This is a genomic window from Nocardia abscessus NBRC 100374, assembly GCF_000308455.1.
Classification (GTDB): Bacteria; Actinomycetota; Actinomycetes; order Mycobacteriales; family Mycobacteriaceae; genus Nocardia; species Nocardia abscessus.
Window position 1 is genome coordinate 38,277 of the sequence record NZ_BAFP01000092.1, and the last position, 18,762, is coordinate 57,038.

Annotated in this window: 18 protein-coding genes; 9 read left to right on the top strand and 9 right to left on the bottom strand. The window is 69.1% G+C overall.

Annotated features, from left to right (window positions below; all coding sequences use genetic code 11):
• Window positions 1-26 precede the first annotated feature (26 nt).
• Entirely contained in the window at window positions 27-1,001 is a 975-nt protein-coding gene (locus ON19_RS17890) for a COX15/CtaA family protein (protein WP_043693637.1), read from the top strand.
• Window positions 1,002-1,372: 371 nt separating this feature from the next.
• Complete coding sequence (gene pip, locus ON19_RS17895; protein ID WP_043693640.1) at window positions 1,373-2,356, top strand: prolyl aminopeptidase; 984 nt, start codon at window positions 1,373-1,375, stop codon at window positions 2,354-2,356.
• A 19-nt stretch (window positions 2,357-2,375) separates the two neighbouring features.
• Here pip and ON19_RS17900 read toward each other — a convergent pair whose 3' ends face one another.
• The 5 genes from ON19_RS17900 to ON19_RS17920 form a co-directional block, all read right to left on the bottom strand.
• Entirely contained in the window at window positions 2,376-4,622 is a 2,247-nt protein-coding gene (locus ON19_RS17900) for a serine/threonine-protein kinase (RefSeq protein ID WP_043693642.1), read from the bottom strand.
• Between the two features lie 217 nt (window positions 4,623-4,839).
• Window positions 4,840-4,998 carry a hypothetical protein gene (locus ON19_RS17905; RefSeq protein WP_157229748.1) on the bottom strand — a complete coding sequence of 53 codons (159 nt, stop codon included), beginning with the start codon at window positions 4,996-4,998 and terminating at the stop codon, window positions 4,840-4,842.
• A 49-nt stretch (window positions 4,999-5,047) separates the two neighbouring features.
• Window positions 5,048-5,272, bottom strand: a complete 225-nt coding sequence (locus ON19_RS17910; RefSeq protein ID WP_157229749.1) for a hypothetical protein — start codon at window positions 5,270-5,272, stop codon at window positions 5,048-5,050.
• Entirely contained in the window at window positions 5,269-5,727 is a 459-nt protein-coding gene (locus tag ON19_RS17915) for a hypothetical protein (RefSeq protein ID WP_043693941.1), read from the bottom strand. Before ON19_RS17915 ends, ON19_RS17910 begins: the two co-directional genes overlap by 4 nt.
• Entirely contained in the window at window positions 5,724-6,011 is a 288-nt protein-coding gene (locus ON19_RS17920) for a hypothetical protein (protein WP_157229750.1), read from the bottom strand. The genes ON19_RS17915 and ON19_RS17920 overlap by 4 nt, the downstream gene beginning before the upstream one ends.
• A gap of 311 nt (window positions 6,012-6,322) precedes the next feature.
• Here ON19_RS17920 and ON19_RS17925 point away from each other — a divergent pair, with 311 nt between their 5' ends.
• The 3 genes from ON19_RS17925 (at window position 6,323) to ON19_RS17935 (ending at window position 9,330) form a co-directional block, all read left to right on the top strand.
• Window positions 6,323-7,555, top strand: a complete 1,233-nt coding sequence (locus ON19_RS17925) for a helix-turn-helix domain-containing protein (protein WP_043693653.1) — start codon at window positions 6,323-6,325, stop codon at window positions 7,553-7,555.
• A gap of 417 nt (window positions 7,556-7,972) precedes the next feature.
• Window positions 7,973-8,539 (top strand): flavoprotein, encoded by a 567-nt coding sequence (locus ON19_RS17930; RefSeq protein WP_043693655.1) that lies wholly within the window; start codon window positions 7,973-7,975, stop codon window positions 8,537-8,539.
• A gap of 227 nt (window positions 8,540-8,766) precedes the next feature.
• Entirely contained in the window at window positions 8,767-9,330 is a 564-nt protein-coding gene (locus tag ON19_RS17935; RefSeq protein WP_043693944.1) for a putative immunity protein, read from the top strand.
• A gap of 7 nt (window positions 9,331-9,337) precedes the next feature.
• Here ON19_RS17935 and ON19_RS17940 read toward each other — a convergent pair whose 3' ends face one another.
• Together ON19_RS17940 and ON19_RS17945 are read right to left on the bottom strand one after the other, a co-directional pair.
• Window positions 9,338-10,141: a transporter substrate-binding domain-containing protein gene (locus ON19_RS17940; RefSeq protein ID WP_083899456.1), complete on the bottom strand. Its 804-nt coding sequence runs from the start codon at window positions 10,139-10,141 to the stop codon at window positions 9,338-9,340.
• 3 nt (window positions 10,142-10,144) lie between these two features.
• Window positions 10,145-10,495, bottom strand: a complete 351-nt coding sequence (locus tag ON19_RS17945; protein ID WP_043693658.1) for a hypothetical protein — start codon at window positions 10,493-10,495, stop codon at window positions 10,145-10,147.
• Between the two features lie 61 nt (window positions 10,496-10,556).
• Here ON19_RS17945 and ON19_RS17950 point away from each other — a divergent pair, with 61 nt between their 5' ends.
• Window positions 10,557-11,522, top strand: a complete 966-nt coding sequence (locus tag ON19_RS17950; protein ID WP_043693661.1) for a quinone oxidoreductase family protein — start codon at window positions 10,557-10,559, stop codon at window positions 11,520-11,522.
• Window positions 11,523-11,561: 39 nt separating this feature from the next.
• Here the strand turns inward: ON19_RS17950 and ON19_RS17955 are convergent, their stop codons facing one another.
• Window positions 11,562-12,164 (bottom strand): TetR/AcrR family transcriptional regulator, encoded by a 603-nt coding sequence (locus tag ON19_RS17955; protein ID WP_218006449.1) that lies wholly within the window; start codon window positions 12,162-12,164, stop codon window positions 11,562-11,564.
• Between the two features lie 83 nt (window positions 12,165-12,247).
• Here ON19_RS17955 and ON19_RS17960 point away from each other — a divergent pair, with 83 nt between their 5' ends.
• The gene (locus tag ON19_RS17960; RefSeq protein ID WP_043693665.1) at window positions 12,248-13,663 is read left to right on the top strand and encodes an FAD-dependent monooxygenase; all 1,416 of its coding nucleotides are present in this window, start codon (window positions 12,248-12,250) and stop codon (window positions 13,661-13,663) included.
• Here the strand turns inward: ON19_RS17960 and ON19_RS17965 are convergent.
• Window positions 13,656-14,546 (bottom strand): heme o synthase, encoded by an 891-nt coding sequence (locus ON19_RS17965; protein ID WP_227954995.1) that lies wholly within the window; start codon window positions 14,544-14,546, stop codon window positions 13,656-13,658. The genes ON19_RS17960 and ON19_RS17965 overlap by 8 nt on opposite strands.
• A 930-nt stretch (window positions 14,547-15,476) precedes the next feature.
• On the opposite strand from ON19_RS17965, the gene tkt reads away from it, so the two are divergent.
• Together tkt and tal are read left to right on the top strand one after the other, a co-directional pair.
• Window positions 15,477-17,618, top strand: a complete 2,142-nt coding sequence (tkt, locus tag ON19_RS17975; protein ID WP_043693670.1) for a transketolase — start codon at window positions 15,477-15,479, stop codon at window positions 17,616-17,618.
• Between the two features lie 6 nt (window positions 17,619-17,624).
• Window positions 17,625-18,761, top strand: coding sequence for a transaldolase (gene tal / locus ON19_RS17980; protein ID WP_043693673.1), 1,137 nt, complete (start codon window positions 17,625-17,627; stop codon window positions 18,759-18,761).
• Window position 18,762: the final 1 nt, after the last annotated feature.

Below are 18,762 nucleotides of genomic sequence, written 5' to 3' on the forward strand. Positions count from 1 at the left end.
GATCCGGCCCGGCTACGATTTTCGACGTGCTGTATCGCGCGTTCCTGCGACTCGTCGACAAGCTGCCGCTGCCCTCCTTGCGGGCCCAGCGCCTGATCGCGCTCGCGGTCATCCTCTCCCAGGCGGGCATCTCGGTGACCGGCGCCGTCGTGCGGGTCACCGCGTCCGGTCTGGGCTGCCCGACCTGGCCGCAGTGCTTCCCCGGCAGCTTCACCCCGGTCGCGGTGTCGGAGGTTCCGGCGATCCATCAGGCGGTCGAGTTCTCCAACCGGCTGCTCACCTTCGTGGTGACGCTGTGCGCGGCGGCGATCGTGTTGGCGGTCACCCGTGCCCGCCGCCGCCGCGAGGTGCTGGTGTACGCGTGGCTGATGCCCGGCGGCACGGTCGTGCAGGCGATCATCGGCGGCATCACGGTGCGCACCGGACTGCTCTGGTGGACCGTCGCGACGCACCTGCTCGCGTCCATGGTGATGGTGTGGCTCGCGGTGGTGCTGTACGCGAAGATCGGCGAACCCGACGACGGCATCGAGGTCGTGCGAGCGCCCGCACCGCTGCGCCGGCTCACCGCGCTCGCCGGGGTGGCGCTCGGCGCGGTCCTGATCGCGGGCACCCTGGTCACCGCCGCGGGCCCGCATGCGGGCGACAAGAGCATCGAGCGGCAGGTGGAGCGGTTGGAGGTCGAGATCGTCACCCTGGTGCATCTGCACTCGCAGTTGCTGGTCGGGTATCTCGCGCTGCTGGTCGGGTTGGCGTTCGGCCTGTTCGCGGTCGGTATCACGCCCGCTGTGCGCACCCGGCTGTTCGTCCTGCTCGGGGTGGTGTGCGCACAGGGGCTGGTCGGCGTGGTTCAGTACTTCACCGATGTCCCCGCCGCGCTGGTCGTCGTGCACGTGGGTGGGGCCGCAGCGTGCACCGCCGCCACCGCCGCTCTGTGGGCATCGCTGCGCACCCGGGAGCGAGTCGCCGCCCCGAAGCCGGACCCAGCCGCCCAGGCCGCCTGAGCGAGATGGACGCGTCCGGGGTGAGCACGGACCGGCGGGTGAGCGCCCCTATTCCGGCTCGCGGCGCTGAGGGCTTCGGCTCACTCGGCAGCCCGCCGAACGAAACACGTCCGGCGCATAAGTGGGCCGGGCGACGTGGCGCGGTAAGCGCCCCCATCCCGGCGATCGCGGCGCTGAGAGTTTCGGTGCACCCGGGCAGCCCGCCTGAGCGAACGAAACACCTGCGGCGCGGGAACGGGCCGGACGTGGGGCGCGGTACGCGCCTCGCATGCCGGGCATCGCGGCGCTGAGGGCTTCGGCGGACCTGGCCGCCCGTTGGCGGTCTCGCGACGCGCAGCGCTCGGTTGCGCTCGGCGGTAGCGTGGTCGCTCGTGTCCAGGCCTGACCCGCAATCCGATGCACCACAGTCCTTTCCCGATATCGAGCCGTATGCCCGCGGACTGCTGGACGTCGGCAACGGTCAGCGGATCTACTGGGAGACCAGCGGTAATCCGGACGGAAAAGCGACGCTGGTGGTGCACGGCGGGCCGGGCGGCGGCGGACGGCGCGGCTCGCGGAAGATGTTCGACCCGGCGGTCTACCGGATCGTCCTGTTCGATCAACGGGGCTGCGGGGAGAGCCTGCCGCACGCCTCCGACCCCGCGGTCGATCTCGCGGAGAACACCACCCATCATCTGATCGCCGACATGGAACGGCTGCGCGAACACCTCGGGATCGACCGCTGGCTGCTCTACGGCGGCTCCTGGGGCGCGACGCTGATCCTCGCCTACGCGCAGCGCTACCCCGAGCGAGTCAGCGAAATCGTGCTGGCCGGGGTCACCATGACCCGGCAGGAGGAGATCGACTGGCTCTACCGCGACGTCGCGCGGCTGCTGCCCGAGCAGTGGGAGACCTTCCGCATGGGCGTTCCGCTCGCCGACCGTCACGGCGATCTGGTCGACGCCTATCGCCGGCTGATGGAAAGCCCCGACGCGCCGACCCGCGAGTCGGCGGCGCGGCAGTGGTGCGCCTGGGAGGACGCGGTGATCGCGCACGAGAATTCGGGCAACCCAGGGCAGTACAGCGCCGAGCCGGACGCCAGGCGACTGGCGTTCGTGCGGATCTGCACGCATTACTTCGCCAACGCGGCCTGGCTGGAGGACGGGCAATTGCTGCGCGACGTGCACCGGCTGACGGGCATACCCGGCGTGCTGATCCACGGCAGACTCGACCTGAGCGCCCCGCTGTACACCGCCTGGCAGCTGGCCCAAGCGTGGCCCGAGGCGGAACTGCAGGTCATCGATGATTCCGGGCACACAGGAAGCCCGGCCATGGGTACCGCCATCCGGCGCGCGATCGCCCGGTTCGCCACATAGGCCCCGCAAGCGCGGCCGATCAGCGCACGCCCGCCACTGGCCCCCTGACCACCCGCTGCAGCGCGCGCAGGTCGGCGTCGAGCGTCCGGTACAGCCAATAGACGGCGACGAACGCGAGTCCGCCGACCGCGCACAAGCCCAGGACCGAATCGCGCACCAGCGGAAGCTCCTGCTCGGGTTCGAGCAGGCTGAATCCGGCCAGCACCCCGACCACCGGAACGGACGCCGTGACCGCGAGATAGATCGTGGTTCTTCGACGCAGCGCGCGAATATGGCCGGAGTCGTGCGCTGTGGGGCGGCTGTAGCGCAAATAGACCGGATAGACGGAGCGGACGATGTAGAAGGTCGACAGGAAGAACGTGTAGGCGACGGAGATGACGGCTGCCATGAAAACCGTCATCGCCGCGTGGATCACCAGCCGCGCCGGAAGGTCGGTGAGCCAGAGGCACAGGAACACCCCGGTCACGGTTGCCGTTAGCCCGGTCTGGAAGGTGTTCAGCGCACACATATCGCCCCAGAACAGTGTTCGCGCCCGCACCCGCGCGAGCAGTGCGTCGTCATAGCGTCTGCCCTCGCGTAAGCCGCGAAGAACCGTGAGCTGATCACGGGACATGAATACGTAGATGACGATGGACAGCGGGCCCGCGATGAGAACGAAAATGTAGACACCCATGTTGAGCTGCCAATTGGTGGCATCCGACAGGCGCTCTCTGAGCAGTTCTTGAACGTGCACAGCCATATAGATCGTGGCCAGGCCGACGCCTACCAGCGACGACAACCACAGGACGGGGGTGGGCCAGCGCGAAAGTCGTAGCCGCCAGCTGTCCGGCGGCGGATAGACGAGATCGCGGGCCCTCTCCTCGAGGCACAAGTCGAACTGCTGCGCCAGTTCCGAACCGGACGAGTAGCGGTCCGCACAGGAGGGTGACAGACACTTCAACAGCACGCGGCGCAGCGCCACAGGGCAATCCGGCGGAAGCTCCGAGAGGAACTTCGGCTCGACGGGTCTGCGCCGCAGGTCGATCATGCGGGCCAGCGATGTCTCCGACTCGCCGGCGGAGGTTTCGTCCACGAAAGGGCGGCGTCCGGTGAGCAACTCCCACAGCATGACCGCCAGCGCGAAGATGTCGCTTCGGGTATCGAGGGCGGCGGCGGTGCTGGGCAGATCAGGATGACAGGCTTCCAACTGCTCGGGCGACATATACGCCAGTGATCCGCCGAAGTACGCCAAGGGGCTGGTGCCCTTGACGCGTTCGCTGAAACTGACGTTGAAGTCGGCCAGCTTCGGAACTCCCTCGGCGCTCAACAGCACGTTCGCTGGTTTGATGTCCCGGTGCAGCACCCCGCGTTCGGAGGCGTGCTGCAGCGCGTCCGCGAGCCGGCGGCCGAGCCAGGCCACCGTCTCCGGCCAGGTCAGTGCGGCGATCCGGGCGCGAACGGCTGATTCCGTCGGCCGCACCTCGCCTTTGTCGGCGAGTACCTTGTCGATGGCGTCGAGCAGCAGTTGCCCACCACGCCGGTCCCGGGGCGTCGCGCGCGACAAGCGCAGCACGTCGAGCAGTGTTCCGCCGGGGAGGTACTGCATGTACAGCAGCTTCAGTTCGCCGTCGGCGATGAGTCGCTGGTCGAAGATGCGCACGATGTAGTCGTGGTCGAGTTGGGCGAGCGTCTGCGGCTCGTTGCCGTGGTTGTGCGAGATCTTGACCGCGACCAGTCGCTGCATCGATTGCTGGCGAGCGAGATACACCTGGGCGAACGCACCGACCCCGATCCTCATCAGGAGGTCGAAATCGTCGACCTGATCACCGACGTCGATGGCGTCGAGCGCGATTTGAGCACTCGGACGGGCGATCATGGTGCTGCGGTAGTCGCTGGTGAGCCGGTCGAGTTCAGGGCCGGCCGCAGTGGCCGTGGCGGTGGCGGTGGCGGCCAGGTCGGCGGCATCGCTTCCGTGGCCGCCGCGGCGCATGGCGTGGAATTCCTCGTAGACCAGATCGGCCGGAAACGGCCCGTTTCGCAGCTCGGCGAATTCCGCACGGTAGTCGATCAGCCGCTTGGGAAAGTCGTAGCGAATCCAGCGATACTCGAGATCGACCTTGATCAATTCGATCAGTATCGTGCGCCGCTCGGCTTGCTCACGGGGTAGGTAGGCGGACAGGTCCGGTGGGGACCCGGACGCCCAAGCCTCTGAGAACTGCGCCACGACGGCGGCGAGCGCGGCGCGGGTTCGTTCGGCTGAATCGGCCAGATCGATCGGCTCACGCATCGGTAGCCCGGAATCAGCCGTGGTCGATCATACGGCGGCTGCGCACGATGCGTCCTTGCCAAGCAGGTGTCCCACATCAGCTCCTCGACGTTGACTTTCCCTGTTCAAGGGTATCGCTCCGGGAAGGGCAGGTGCTGCATCTGCGCAAGAGCAGCCGATTGGTTGCTGCCTTCGACGTCATCGCGGATTCCGGCCGACACCAACTCGGCATGCACGCTCACAGCACGCCCGCCGCCCAGGGCAGCGCGTCGGCACTGCCATCCTCGATGACCGCACCGGGCCACGCGCCCGCCCGCGCCGGGAGCCCTTCGCCGACACTCTCGAACAGATCGACTGTCCGGACGCCGACCACGACGCCGCTTCCCGTCGAGTTCACCTCGACGCTTGGACGCGACGCCGCGGCCACATCCACACCCCGCCGACGCTTACGGATCGAGGAACAACCGCTCGTTGGGCAGGCGAGGTAGACCGGTCGGGTCGCCCGGCAGCACCGTGACCGCGTCCTCGTAGTGACGGGCCCGCCATTCCTGGACGAACAACGCGGCGGCGGTCGCGCAGGCCGCGAAATCCAGACGCACGTCGTGGAATTGGACCGAGAGGTGGACGTCGTCCTCTTCCGGCCGCGGTGACCGGTGCTCCGGCGCGGTCACCACCGCCGCCCCGTGCGCTGACGAATCGCCGCGACCACGACCGAGCCCGACGGCCGGAAGGTGTCGCGAGGCGGTTCGATCCACACCCGGAAGCACGGCGACCGATCGGCGGGCGAGGGCAGCGCGATCTGCGCACCACCGCGCGCTACTGATACGTCCAGGCGGAACAGTTCGGCGAACAAGCCGTCTTCGTCGGGCAGGTCCGGCCGCACCAGATAGGTCCAGCGTTTCGAGCGCGGATGCGAGATGATCGGCCCGAGCGCGGACCGCCGGACCTGCATCAGCGCCTTCACCTCCTGACCGAGACGGGCGGGCATGGTGATCGCGCCCACTCGGCCCGCGGGGACGACGATGCGCCCGAGGTCCGGTTGCACGGCCGCCGCGAGCCCGCACTGCCGGTAGAAACGGCACCGGCTGGCCGGGGTGTCGGCCGCCGGATCGGATGGTTCGCTCACCGCGCGCTCTCCGCCGCGCCGCCGAGGCACTCGAAGCGGGAAACGATCACCTGTTCCGCCGTGCGCACGTGGTCGTGCGACACCCGCCGCGTCATCGCTGCGAAGTAGCAGTGAACGATCACCGGCACGGAACGGGGCCTGGGCACGCGATCCAATAGCCATAGCGTCGAACCCGGCTCGAACTCCACACCGGGTGCGCAGCTTGCGCCGACCTCATGCCCGTACCGGTCGGCGACCGGCTGCACCACGATGACCGGGGTCGTGCTCGGCGGCAACGTCGGCATGCGGGAGCCCGCGCCGACAGCGCCCGCGTCACCGTCACCGTCCGGTGCCACGGACACGGCGTACCACACGAACCCGAATGCCTTTCCCCACATAACTTTTGCCTTCCCCTGCGCGTTTGTTGTGAGCACCCGCCGGGCGAGCACAACCGATGTGCCGCGCGCCGACGTGCCGCGCGCATGGTCGTGCCCGTGCCACGGGCGAGTGCTCGGGAAAGCTTGGCGGCCCTGGAAACCCGCGCTGTCCCGGTGCGGGACACCTGGCAACGCGTCTAGCATGGGGTTTTCGATCAGCACCCGGCGAGGGAGAGCCGATGAGCGAAGATCTGGGGAAGGACGACGGCCGGTACATCGGCCGTCGCGTGCGCGCCATTCGCGCGCGCCGCGGCATCTCGCAGCAAGTCTTGGCCGACCGCGTCGGCGTCAGCCGGGGAGCCATCGCCAAATACGAGAACGGCGAGCGCCCCATCGATTCCCGGCGGACTCTGCACGCACTCGCCCAGGCGCTCGGCGTCGCGGTCGGTGACCTGACCGGCGATCAGGACGACCGGTTCGACCCGTCATCGGCCGGATTCCATGCCGCAGTCCCCGTCATAGAAACCGCCCTCTGGACCCGGGGCGACACCACCCCGAATGCGCCGCCCCGCAGCCTCGCGGAACTCGCGGCGACAGCACGTCATGCCGCCCACCTGCGCCGTGCCTGCGACTACGCGGCGCTCGGACCGCTGTTGCCTCCATTGCTCACCGACTGCTATCGACGCACCCGTGATTCGACTGGAGCCGATCGTGATGCCGCGCGGGACGTGCTTGCGGCGGTGGCATATACGACAGCCGCGTCGTTGAAGGCGCGGGGATATCCGGCGTTGGCTTGGACAGCGGCGCAGGAGATCGAGCACGCAACCGCGAACATCGGTGGCACATCAGGTCCAGCGACCGCGGCCTTCACCCGAAGCCAGATCCTTTTGTCGCGTCCAGGCTCACTGAGCGCCGCACTCGACGGCGCGGCGAATGCTGCCGAGCGCCTTGGTTCGGATGTGCGAAGCCGCGGCGAAATCGAGACGTACGGCATGCTGCATCTGCAAGCAGCCCTCGTCACAGCCGCACTCGGTGGCGATCCGGGCGGTCACTTGGACGAAGCGCACCAGCAAGTGACCCGACTGGCTCAGGTACCCCCGGAAACCGCGATTCTGCGCAACCCGACATTCGATGCCGCGAACGTCACTCTGTGGCGGATGTCTGCGGCGATGGAACGCCGCGAACCGGGCCAAGTCCTCGAACTCGCCCCCACCCTCAACCCAGAAACAATCCCCGCCGAAGGACGCCGAGCCCAATACTTCGTCGAAATCGGCCGCGCCCACGCCCTGCGCCGCGACTACCGCAACTCCTTGCACGCCCTGCTGCGCGCCGAACACATCGCCCCCCAGCAGATTCGTGGCATGACCCACGTCCGCGAACTCGTCGGACACATGATGCGCACCGCTCGCCGCGACCTCACCACCGGGGACCTGGGCCGCCTCGCCAAACGCACCGGCGCCGTCCCCACCTGACGCTCGTCACACCGCATCCGACGCAAGAATATTGCGATACAGAAGATTTCGTGCGACGCCGACAGCAGGTCCGTCCCGGCGTCCCAGCAGCCGGATGACTGCGACCGCTCGAGCTGGTCGTCGCCTCCGTCACCAGCTCTTACGGCCCGTTCTCCGGCGGTTGGCACCAACCGCGATCCAGCCCCGGGCCTGGCCTGACACGCTCAGGAAGCGCGAAGACCCGGCGGGAACGGCACGGTGACAATCCGTTCCGAGCGTTCGGCCCGCTGGCCTGGCGCGACCAACAGCGACGACGGCCGCCTCGCCGACTTTGTCGGTGACCTCGCGGCGGTGATGCGCCGATCGGATGGCACACGGCAGAGTCGAGCGGACGCAGGTCGACCTCGGCGCGCAACGCCGCCGTGACACCATGATCCTGTGGACGCCAATGGAAATCCCGTGCTGTACGCCCTGGTGACCGGCTCGCCCGCCGCGCGTGATGTCGGCAAGTTGATCACCCTGGCCCAGACGGACGGCTGGGTCGTATGCGTGATCGCCTCGCCGTCCGGCACGCGGTTCATCGACGCCGACGCGGTTGCGGCGCAAACCGGTTATCGCGTGCGCAGCGAGTACAAGGAACCCGGCACGCCGGATGTCCTGCCGCCCGCCGACGGCATCATCGCCGCTCCGCTCACCGGCAATTCGATCGCGAAATGGGCTGCGGGGATATCCGATACGCTCCTGCTCGGTCTGCTGGTCGAAGGGTTCGGCAAAGGTTTGCCGATTGTGGGCGTGCCTTACTCGAATCGCGCGCAGATCAGCTTTCCCGCGATTCAGGAGGGGCTGCGCAAACTGTCCGACTGGGGGGTCACCATCGTGATCGGCGAGGGTGAGCCGCACGAGCGGGGTACCGGGGAAGCGCGTCTCCCCCACTTCCCCTGGCAGGCGGCCTGGAAGGCGTTCCTCGAGCATCCGCGCCTTGCCGCCGCCGACCATCCGAACTGACCCGCACCGCTGCCGCCGACGGAACATCGCGCCGGTCGGTGATGCCGACCGGGCGGGTGCCGCAGACGAAGCGCGGCTTCGACGGCCTGGAGGGTGCGGCGGTCGTGGTGCGGCTCGGCCTGACCTCGAACTGCCCGATCCGCACCTCGTTTGAAGGTTTTTCCGCACTGTCCTGCGAATATTGCCAGGAAGTTCCACTCGACGGTTCAACGATACCGTCGAACCTCATGAGTGCAGCCGACGAGCATCCGACGATCGAACTCAGCATGTCCGAACTGCGCGCCGTCACGGCCTATGCCCTGGCCTGCGCGGAGCCTGTGCTGGCGATCTTCGAGCGGGACTGTCCCGAGGACCCGCGTCCCCGGGCCGTGCTCGACGAGGCGCGCGGGTTCGCCGCCGGGGGCAAACGGACGAAGGCGCTTCGCGTGACCGCGCTGGACGCGCACCGGGCCGCGCGGGCGGCTCGCGAGAGGGGACACGAAGCCGCATCCGACGCGGCGTGCGCCGCCGGTCACGCGGGAGCGGCCGCGTACCTGCACCCGCTGGCGAAGGCGACCCAGGGCGGGCACATTCTCATGTCGGCCGCCCACGCGGCCCGAGCGCTCGAACTCGAGGCAGGCGACGACCGTAACGTCGGTGGCGACTACATCCAGAAGGCGACGGATCTGGCCGGGCCCATCGTGGTGAGCGTCCTGCTGCGTTACCCGCACGCCCCGAGTGGTCGCGGCCGCGTGGGAGAGCTATGGCGGGAACTGGACGCATCGTTGCGACGGCTGGCGACCGATCGTTGACCGGCGGTCACCCTGAGGAAGCCGCGGGCCCGATCCACTGGTCGAACAGCCGGTCTACCGCGCCGGTCGCGAGCTGGGTGGCCAGATAGGCGTCCAGGGCGGTCGCCAGGACCGGATCGTCCTTGCGTACCAGCAGCACCTTCCCGAACGAGTCGAACGGCGCTTCGGGATGCAGCACTTGCAGGTCCGGGTGCTGACGTACGCGGTAGCGGCCCTCGACGGAGTCGGTGACGAACACGTCGGCGCGGCCCTGTTCGATCTCGCCGAAGATCGTCAGATTGTCCGGCCACAAGGTGAGCTGCGCGTCGGGGAAGTTCTTGCGCGCGAATTCCTCGTTCGTCCCACCGCGATTGGCGATCACGCGAACACCGGGACGGTTGATCTCCGCGATGGTCGCGTACGCGGCGCCGTTCGCGCGGTGGGTGATCGGGGCCTTGCCGTCGGTGCCGTAGGTGATCGAGAAGTCCGCGAACGCGCGTCGTGACGGCAGATCGGAGATTCCTCCGACCGCCAGATCACAGTTCCGCTCGGCGAAGTCCGTCCGCAGCGTCGCCCACGTCACGGGCACGAACTCGATCGGGCGGCCGAGCAGTGTGGCGAATCCCCGCGCGAGATCGACGTCCACGCCGCGGTAGCCGCCCGCGTCGTCCCTGATCGAGTACGGCGGATAGTCGCCGGGCGTGCACGCGCGCAGCACGTTCGGGGTCTGCGACGGCTGCGCGGTCGCCGGAATCGCCACTGCGACGAGCGCTGTCCACACGGTGAGCAGAAATGCGCCGATGCGGCCGGGCAGCGTCACTCGGCTACGCACCGATCACTTCTCGTTGCGCGCCTTGGGGAAGCGGGCCTGCTTGGCGACCCAGCCCGCCATCTTGGCCCAGTGACCCTTGCGGGGAGTGACGATCGAGGTGAGCTCACGATCCCACTCATCGGCCTCGGTGAGACCGTCGATGGTGTCGATCAACGCCTTGGCGGTCTCCAGGTCGGAGACGACCCGGTCGCCGAGAACACCGTCGGAACCGACCAGGGTGACGCGGACGCCCGCGCGACCGATCGGCTGGAGCACGGCCGTGGCGGATTTGCCGTGATCGGCGACGAATCCCTTGACGGACTCCACGAGGGCGCCCGACAGCTTCACCGGCGCCGTGGCGGTTTCAGTACTCATGGCAGGCAGTTTACCGACCGGTAGAAAGCGGGCTCGCCGCTCGGGTGTAGAACTAAAACTCATGCGCGCCATTCAGGTTTCCGAACATGGTGGTCCCGAGGTCCTGAAGTACGTGGAGGCGCCCGATCCGCAGGTCGGGCCGGACCAGTTGCTGGTCGACACCCAGGCGATCGGCGTCAACTTCATCGACACCTACATCCGCACCGGGCGCTACCCCCAGGACGTCCCGTACATCCCGGGCGCGGAGGGCACCGGCGTGGTCGCCGAAGTCGGCGCGAACGTCAGCGACTTCGCGGTCGGCGACCGGGTCGCCTGGGCCGCCGGGCCGGGCAGCTACGCCCAGAAGGTCGCGATCGCGGCCGCCGTCGCCATCGCGGTGCCCGGCGGCGTCGAGCCGCCGGTGGCCGCCTCGGCGCTGCTGCAGGGTATGACCGCGCACTATCTCATCGAGTCGATCTACCGGCCCGAGCCCGGGGAAACGGTGCTCGTGCACGCTGGTGCGGGCGGCGTCGGGCTGATCCTCACCCAGCTTCTCACCGCGCGCGGCGTCCGGGTGATCACGACGGTGTCCTCCGACGAGAAGGAGACGCTGTCGCGCGCGGCGGGGGCCGCCGAGGTGCTGCGCTACGGCGACAGCCTCGCCGACCAGGTGCGCGAGCTCACCGACGGCGTCGGCGTGGCGGCGGCCTACGACGGCGTCGGCGCGGCGACCTTCGAGTCCAGCCTGGCCGCACTGCGCGTCCGCGGCACGCTCGCCCTGTTCGGGGGCGCGAGCGGTCCGGTGCCGCCGTTCGACCTGCAACGGCTCAGCACGGCCGGGTCGCTGTTCGTCACCCGTCCCACCTTGGCGCATTACATCCGTGACCGCGCCGAACTCACCTGGCGCGCGGGCGACGTCTTCGACGCCATCGCCAAGGGCACGCTGAACATCCGGATCGGCGCGACCTACCCGCTCGCCGATGCCGAACAGGCCCACCGCGACCTGGAAGGCCGCAAGACCGCCGGTTCCATCGTCCTGCTCCCGTGAGCCGGCGGCGGGCGATCCGACGGGTCGCCCGCCGTCCGGTCAATAGTCGCGGCCGGTGAGCCCGCGATAGATGAAGCGGGTCAGCCCGTCCACGGCCTGTTCGTCGGTCAGTTCGACGTTGCCTTCCTCGACCGCGGCCAGCAGGCTCTGCGTGAGCAGGAACATCATCGCGAGGCTGGCATCGACCGTGCTCGGCAGCCGTAACCCCTGGTCGGCGAAGCCCGCCACGTGATCGGCGATGTCCGCGCGCTGCTGCATGCCGAACTGCGCGACCATGCGCGCGAACTCGTCGTTGACCAGAGCCGCCTGATTCACCGCGCGCAGCACGGGCGCGTGCTCCCGCGCGAAAGTCCAATATCCGGCGACGTGGTAGCGGACCGCCTCCGGGTCGCCGAAGTCCGGGTTGTGGCCGGGCCCCTCCGCCCGCTGGTCCCCTGCCGCGGCCAGATCGTTCAGCAATGCCTGGAGCAGTTCTTCCCTGCTCGCGAAGTGGTTGTAGAACGACCCGGCCGCCCGGCCCGCCGCCGCCGTGATGTCGGTGATCTTGGTGTTCAGGTAGCCGCGCTCGGCGAACAACCGCAGCGCCGCGGCCTTCAACGCCTGCTCGGTTTCGGCCGACTTCTCCCTGCGACTCAACGACACCCAGCTCACCTCCTTGACAACGAAAGGTACCAAGCGCGAAACTGAATTCGCATTCACTGAATTTTAATTCATCAGGAGTACCCGTGTCACAGCTCGTTCTCGTCGCAGGCGCCGGACCCACCGGTCTCACCCTCGCCCTCGATCTCGCCCGCCGGAACATTCCCGTCCGGATCATCGACAAGGCGGACACATTCTTCGCGGGTTCCCGCGGCGACGGCATCCAGCCGCGCACCCTGGAAGTCGTCGACGACCTGGGAGTTCTGGACGCGGTGCACGCGGCGGGGATGCCGGGGCCGGTGATGCGCGTGCACCTCGACGGCGAGTTCGTCGCCGAGCGCAGGATGAGCGAGCAGGTCGAGCCCACCCCCGCCGTTCCCTACCCCAACGTGTGGGTCCTCGGCCAGTCCCGCACCGAGGCCATCCTGCGCGAACGGCTCGCCGAATTCGGCGTACCCGTGGAGCTGGGAACAGCCCTGGTCACCTTCGGCCAGGACGACAACGGCGTCACGGCGACGCTGGAACGCGACGGCGCCCGCGAGACCGTGCGCGCCGCCTACCTGGTCGGCGCCGACGGCGGCAAGAGCACCGTGCGCAAGACGCTGGGCATCGCGTTCGAGGGCGACACCGACGAGTCGATCCGGATGCTGCTCGGCGACGTGCGCGCCGACGCGCTCGACCACGACTTCGGCTACTGGTTCGCCGCCGCCGATCAGCCGATGCAGGGCATCGCCCTGTCCCCGCTGCCCGGTGGACGTCACTTCCAGTTCGCCGCGCCACTGAGCGCGGACGCGCAACCGAGCCTCGAACTGCTGCAGTCCTACGCCGATCGCTACTGCGGGCGCGACGACGTCACGCTCACCGACCTGACCTGGGTGACGGTGTGGCGGCCCAATGTCCGCCTGGCGCAGAGGTTCCGCGACGGCCGGGTCTTCCTCGCCGGGGATGCCGCGCACGCGCATCCGCCCACCGGCGGCCAGGGCATGAACACCGGCGTCCAGGACGCCTACAACCTCGGCTGGAAGCTGGCCGCCGCCCTCGCCGGTGACGACACGCTCCTGGACAGCTACGAAACCGAGCGCAGGACGGTCGCCGCCAGGGTGCTCGGCCTGAGTTCGGAACTGCTGGACAAGCTGGTCGACGGCGACGAGGACGCGATGCGGCGCGGACCGGAGACCCAGCAGCTGGACATCAGCTACCGCGATCCGGCCGTGCGCGAGCCGCTGGCCGCGGGCGACCGGGCCCCGGACGCGCCGGTGAAAGACGAGGGAGGGCGGCCCGTCCGGTTGTTCGACCTGTTCCGCGGCCCCCACGCGACGGTGCTGTCGTTCGGCGCGCCCGCGGAGGCAGGGCCGCACGCGTATGCGGTGGTACGACCCGGAACGCAGGTGTCAGGGCGGCACGTGGTGGATGTCGACGGACACGCTCATGCGGCCTATGCCGCGGTCGAGGGCACCCGGGTGCTCGTGCGGCCCGACGGCTACGTCGGCGCGATCAGCTGAAGAAGCTGCCGATGGTGTCCCAGCCGAGCACCGAGTCCACCGCGAGGCCGCAGAACACCACGGCCAGGTAGTTGTTCGACTGCAGGAACAGCCGCAGCGGCTTCACCGATTCGCCGCGCCGCACGCCCGCGTACAGCTGGTGGGCCATGAGCAGGAACCACGCTCCGGCCACCAGCGCCACGGCCGCGTAGATCACGCCGGTGGCCGGGACCAGGGCGAGCGTGGCGAGCACGGTCAGCCAGGTGTAGACGACGATCTGCTTGGTGACGGCCCGCTCGGTGGCCACCACCGGCAGCATCGGCACGCCCGCCGCGCGATAGTCCTCCTTGTAGCGCATGGCCAGCGCCCAGGTGTGCGGCGGCGTCCAGAAGAAGATGACTGCGAACAGCGCGACGGCGGGCCAGCCGATGCCTCCCGTCACGGCCGACCAGCCGACCAGCACGGGCATGCAGCCCGCAGCGCCGCCCCACACCACGTTCTGCGAGGTACGGCGCTTGAGGCCGAGCGTGTAGACGAAGACGTAGAACAGGATCGTCGCGACCACGAGCAGGCCGCTGAGCAGGTTGGCCTGCCACCACAGCCAGGCGAAGGAGCCGACGCCCAGCACGACGCCGAAGACGAAAGCGTTGCGGGTGGGCACCGCCTCCCGGGCCAGCGGCCGCTTGGCGGTGCGCTTCATGACCTTGTCGATATCGGCGTCGGCGACGCAGTTGAGCGTGTTCGCGCTCGCCGCGCCCATCCAGCCGCCGAAGAGGGTCGCCAGGATCAGCCGGATGTCGACGGTGCCGCGGTCGGCCAGCAGCATGGTCGGGATCGTGGCGACGAGCAGCAGCTCGATCACCCTGGGCTTGGTCAGGGCGACGTAGGCCAGCGTCCGTCGCATCAACCGGGACGGTAGGCCGGGCCCCGTGAACCGGTCGGCCAGCGCCGTCGCGGAGGAGCCGTGCGCACCGTCGCCACCCGGCTGTTGCCCAATCCGCACTGTCTCTCCTCGCACGCTGTGCATCGCATCCGGCATGGACGAGCAGTGCGCTCGTCCCGGTGGTACGGACGTGCCGACGCCGGACCCGCGTCCGCCCCGGCGCCCTTCCGACCGGTGCGGCGCGACTACTACTACAGAGGATGGTAGACCCCTGCCGCCCCTCCCCTTCCGCTCGCCCCCGCGCAAGGGCGGCGGTCGGCGACGGGCCGGACGGCCTGTCCCGCGCCGCGGGGACAGCCTTCGCCAGGGGCGTTCGATCCGCCCCGTACGTCTTCTGTTCGAGACTTCCAGCGGCCTGGTCCGGTCCGCCTACTCGCCGCGGCACGGCCGAGCTCCCGCGCTACGGGCCGAATCTCGTTCCCGCGGCCGGAAGAATTTCCTGGCCCGGGACCTGAGCCCGCGAATACACCGCGCCTTCGAACGGGCCGTTGCAGCAACTCTCGCCGCGGTCGCGACGAATGCGGGGAAGCGGTCGCTTGATCGAAACCTTCCGTCCCGCCGAGCGCGAGCTGACGAGCGCGTTCGCGCCCCGCCGCGCGTTCGAAAGGGCCGAACCACGTGCACCGATGGCCCGGGTCTCGTCCCGCTCCACGTCCGCCGTGCAAGGCCGCGAACACACCGCCGCCGCAGGCGCGGGCGCGAAAACACCACCTGCGAACACGCAGCGCAGCAGGGCCCGCCGAACCAACCCAGGGTTAATGGTGTGCCGGTCAGCGGGCACATCTAGGGTAGGTGGGTATACCCGGTACGCACGCCGTAGCTGCCGCGCGATCATCGCCGTCAGAAACCCCAACCGCCGTCGACGAAACCAATGTCAGGAGAACCTCGGTCGTGTCGATCACAGACGACATCCGCGCCCTCACTCAGCCGAACCACCCGGACGACTGGACGGATCTGGACACCAAGGCCGTCGACACCATCCGGGTCCTGGCCGCCGAGGCGGTGCAGAACGCCGGAAACGGTCATCCCGGCACCGCGATGAGCCTGGCGCCGCTGGCCTACACGCTCTACCAGCGCACCATGCGCGTCGACCCGAGCGATCCGAGCTGGGTCGGGCGGGACCGGTTCGTGCTGTCCTGCGGTCACTCCAGCCTCACCCAGTACATCCAGCTGTACCTGGCGGGTTACGGTCTGGAACTCGACGACCTGAAGAACCTGCGCAAGTGGGGCTCGCTCACCCCGGGTCACCCGGAGTTCCGGCACACCGACGGCGTGGAGATCACCACCGGCCCGCTCGGCCAGGGTCTCGCCTCGGCGGTCGGCATGGCCATGGCGGCGCGGCGCGAGCGCGGTCTGTTCGACCCGGACGCCGCGCCCGGCACGAGCCCGTTCGACCACTTCGTCTACGTCATCGCCTCCGACGGTGACCTGGAGGAGGGCGTCACGTCCGAGGCGTCCTCGCTGGCGGGCACCCAGCAGCTGGGCAACCTCGTGCTGGTCTACGACGACAACAAGATCTCCATCGAGGACGACACCACCATCGCCTTCACCGAGGACGTCGCCGCGCGGTACGAGGCATACGGCTGGCACGTGCAGGTGGTCGAGGGCGGCGAGGACGTCGTCGCCATCGAGGCCGCGCTGGAGGCCGCCAAGGCCGAGACCGGCAAGCCCTCGATCATCGTGCTGCGCACCATCATCGGCTACCCCGCCCCCGGCAAGATGAACACCGGTTCGGCCCACGGCGCGGCGCTGGGCGCCGACGAGGTGGCCGCGACCAAGAAGATCCTCGGCTTCGACCCGGACAAGAGCTTCGACGTGGATCCCGCGGTCATCGAGCACACCCGCAAGGTCGTCGAACGCGGGCGCGCGGCGCACGCGGAGTGGCAGAAGTCCTTCGACGCGTGGGCTGCGGCCAACCCGGAGAACAAAGCGCTGTTCGACCGCTTGATCCAGCGCCGGCTGCCGGAGAACTGGACCGCGAATCTGCCCAGCTACGAACCGGATCCGAAGGGCATGGCCACCCGCAAGGCGTCCGGCAAGGTACTCGCCGCGCTGGCGCCGGTGCTGCCCGAGCTGTGGGGCGGCTCGGCCGACCTGGCCGAGTCCAACAACACCACCATGCCCGACCAGCCCAGCTTCGGGCCGGAGTCGATCTCCACCGGCATGTGGAAGGCCAACCCGTACGGCCGGACCCTGCACTTCGGCGTCCGCGAGCACGCGATGGGCTCGATCCTCAACGGCATCGCGCTGCACGGCCCGACCCGCCCGTACGGCGGAACCTTCTTGGTGTTCAGCGACTACATGCGTCCCGCCGTCCGCCTGGCGGCGCTGATGCGCGTGCCCGCGATCTACGTCTGGACCCACGACTCCATCGGCCTCGGCGAGGACGGCCCGACGCACCAGCCGATCGAGCACCTCGCCGCGCTGCGCGCGATCCCGGGCCTGAACGTCGTCCGTCCGGGCGACGCCAACGAGACCACCTACGCCTGGCGCACCATCCTGGAACGCGACAGCAGCGAGCACCGGTCGCATTTCTCGGTGTCCGAGCCGCCGCACCAGGACGGCCCGTCCGGCCTGGCGCTGACCCGCCAGGATCTGCCGATCCTGGAGGGCACCAGCTACGAGGGCGTGTCCAAGGGCGGCTACGTGCTGGCCGAGGCCTCCACGGGCACCCCGCAGGTGATCCTGATCGCCACCGGTTCGGAGCTCCACCTCGCGGTCGCCGCCCGCACTACCCTGGAGGAGCAGGGCATCGCCACCCGCGTGGTGTCGATGCCGTGTGTGGAGTGGTTCGACGCGCAGGACAAGGCTTACCGGGACGAGGTGCTTCCGCCCGCGATCGCCGCACGCGTCGTCGTCGAGGCCGGAATCGCGATGCCGTGGCACCGGTTCGCCGGTGACGCGGGCGAGATCGTGTCGATCGAGCACTTCGGCGCCTCCGCCGACTACAAGACCCTGTTCCGCGAATTCGGCTTCACTCCGGAAGCCGTCGTTGCCGCCGCGCAGCGCACGCTCGAGAACGTGAAGGGATAAGCGCCCATGGCTCAGAACGAGAATCTCGCCGCTCTCTCGGCGGCGGGAGTGTCCGTATGGCTCGACGATCTGTCCAGGGACCGGATCCGGTCCGGCAACCTGCTCGAGCTGATCGAAACCCGATCCGTCGTCGGTGTCACCACCAACCCGACGATCTTCCAGGGTGCGCTCAGCCAGGGTCACGCCTACGACGGCCAGCTCAAAGAGCTTGCCGCGCAAGGCGCCGACGCCGACGCCGCGATCCGCACCATCACCACCGACGACGTCCGCGCGGCCTGTGACGTGTTCGCTCCGGTCTTCGAGGCCACCAACGGCGTGGACGGCCGGGTCTCCATCGAGGTCGACCCCCGCCTGGCGTTCGACGCCGACCGGACCGTGGCGCAGGCGGTCGAATTGTGGAAGATCGTCGACCGGCCCAACCTGTTCATCAAGATCCCGGCCACCGAGGAGGGTCTGTCCGCCATCACCGCGGTGATCGCGGAGGGCATCAGCGTGAACGTCACGCTGATCTTCTCGGTCCAGCGCTACCGCGCGGTGATGGGCGCGTACCTGGAAGGCGTGAAGAAGGCCAAGGTCGCCGGCCACGATCCGGCCAAGATCCATTCCGTCGCTTCGTTCTTCGTCTCCCGGGTGGACACCGAGATCGACAAGCGGCTGGAGGCGCTGGGCACCGAGGAGGCGCTCGCGCTGCGCGGCAAGGCCGGCATCGCGAACGCCCACCTGGCCTACGCCGAGTACCAGGACGTGTTCGACGGTGGCAAGCACACCTCGACCTTCCAGAACCTGGCCGCGTCCGGGGCGAATCGGCAGCGTCCGCTGTGGGCGTCGACCGGTGTCAAGAACCCGGACTACTCCGACACGATGTACGTCACCGAACTGGTCGCCCCGAACACGGTGAACACGCTGCCGGAGAAGACGCTGCAGGCGGTCGCCGATCACGGTGCGATCCGCGGCGACGCCGTCAGCGGCCAGGCCGCAGCGGCCAAGGACGTCTTCGACCGGCTCGCCGCCGTCGGCGTCGACCTCGACGACGTGTTCGTGGTGCTCGAGCGCGAGGGCGTGGACAAGTTCGAGAAATCCTGGGAGGAGCTGCTTTCCGCCACCGCCGACGAGCTGAAGTCGGCGTCGACCGGGAACGGCTGAT

Excerpts from the sequence above, each read along its gene's own strand:
- ON19_RS17900 (WP_043693642.1), bottom strand. The coding sequence starts at position 4,622 with ATGCGTGAGCCGATCGATCTGGCCGATTCAGCCGAACGAACCCGCGCC.
- ON19_RS17920 (WP_157229750.1), bottom strand. The coding sequence starts at position 6,011 with ATGCCGACGTTGCCGCCGAGCACGACCCCGGTCATCGTGGTGCAGCCG.
- ON19_RS17925 (WP_043693653.1), top strand. The coding sequence starts at position 6,323 with ATGAGCGAAGATCTGGGGAAGGACGACGGCCGGTACATCGGCCGTCGC.
- ON19_RS17935 (WP_043693944.1), top strand. The coding sequence starts at position 8,767 with ATGAGTGCAGCCGACGAGCATCCGACGATCGAACTCAGCATGTCCGAA.
- ON19_RS17945 (WP_043693658.1), bottom strand. The coding sequence starts at position 10,495 with ATGAGTACTGAAACCGCCACGGCGCCGGTGAAGCTGTCGGGCGCCCTC.
- ON19_RS17950 (WP_043693661.1), top strand. The coding sequence starts at position 10,557 with ATGCGCGCCATTCAGGTTTCCGAACATGGTGGTCCCGAGGTCCTGAAG.
- ON19_RS17965 (WP_227954995.1), bottom strand. The coding sequence starts at position 14,546 with ATGCGACGGACGCTGGCCTACGTCGCCCTGACCAAGCCCAGGGTGATC.
- tal (WP_043693673.1), top strand. The coding sequence starts at position 17,625 with ATGGCTCAGAACGAGAATCTCGCCGCTCTCTCGGCGGCGGGAGTGTCC.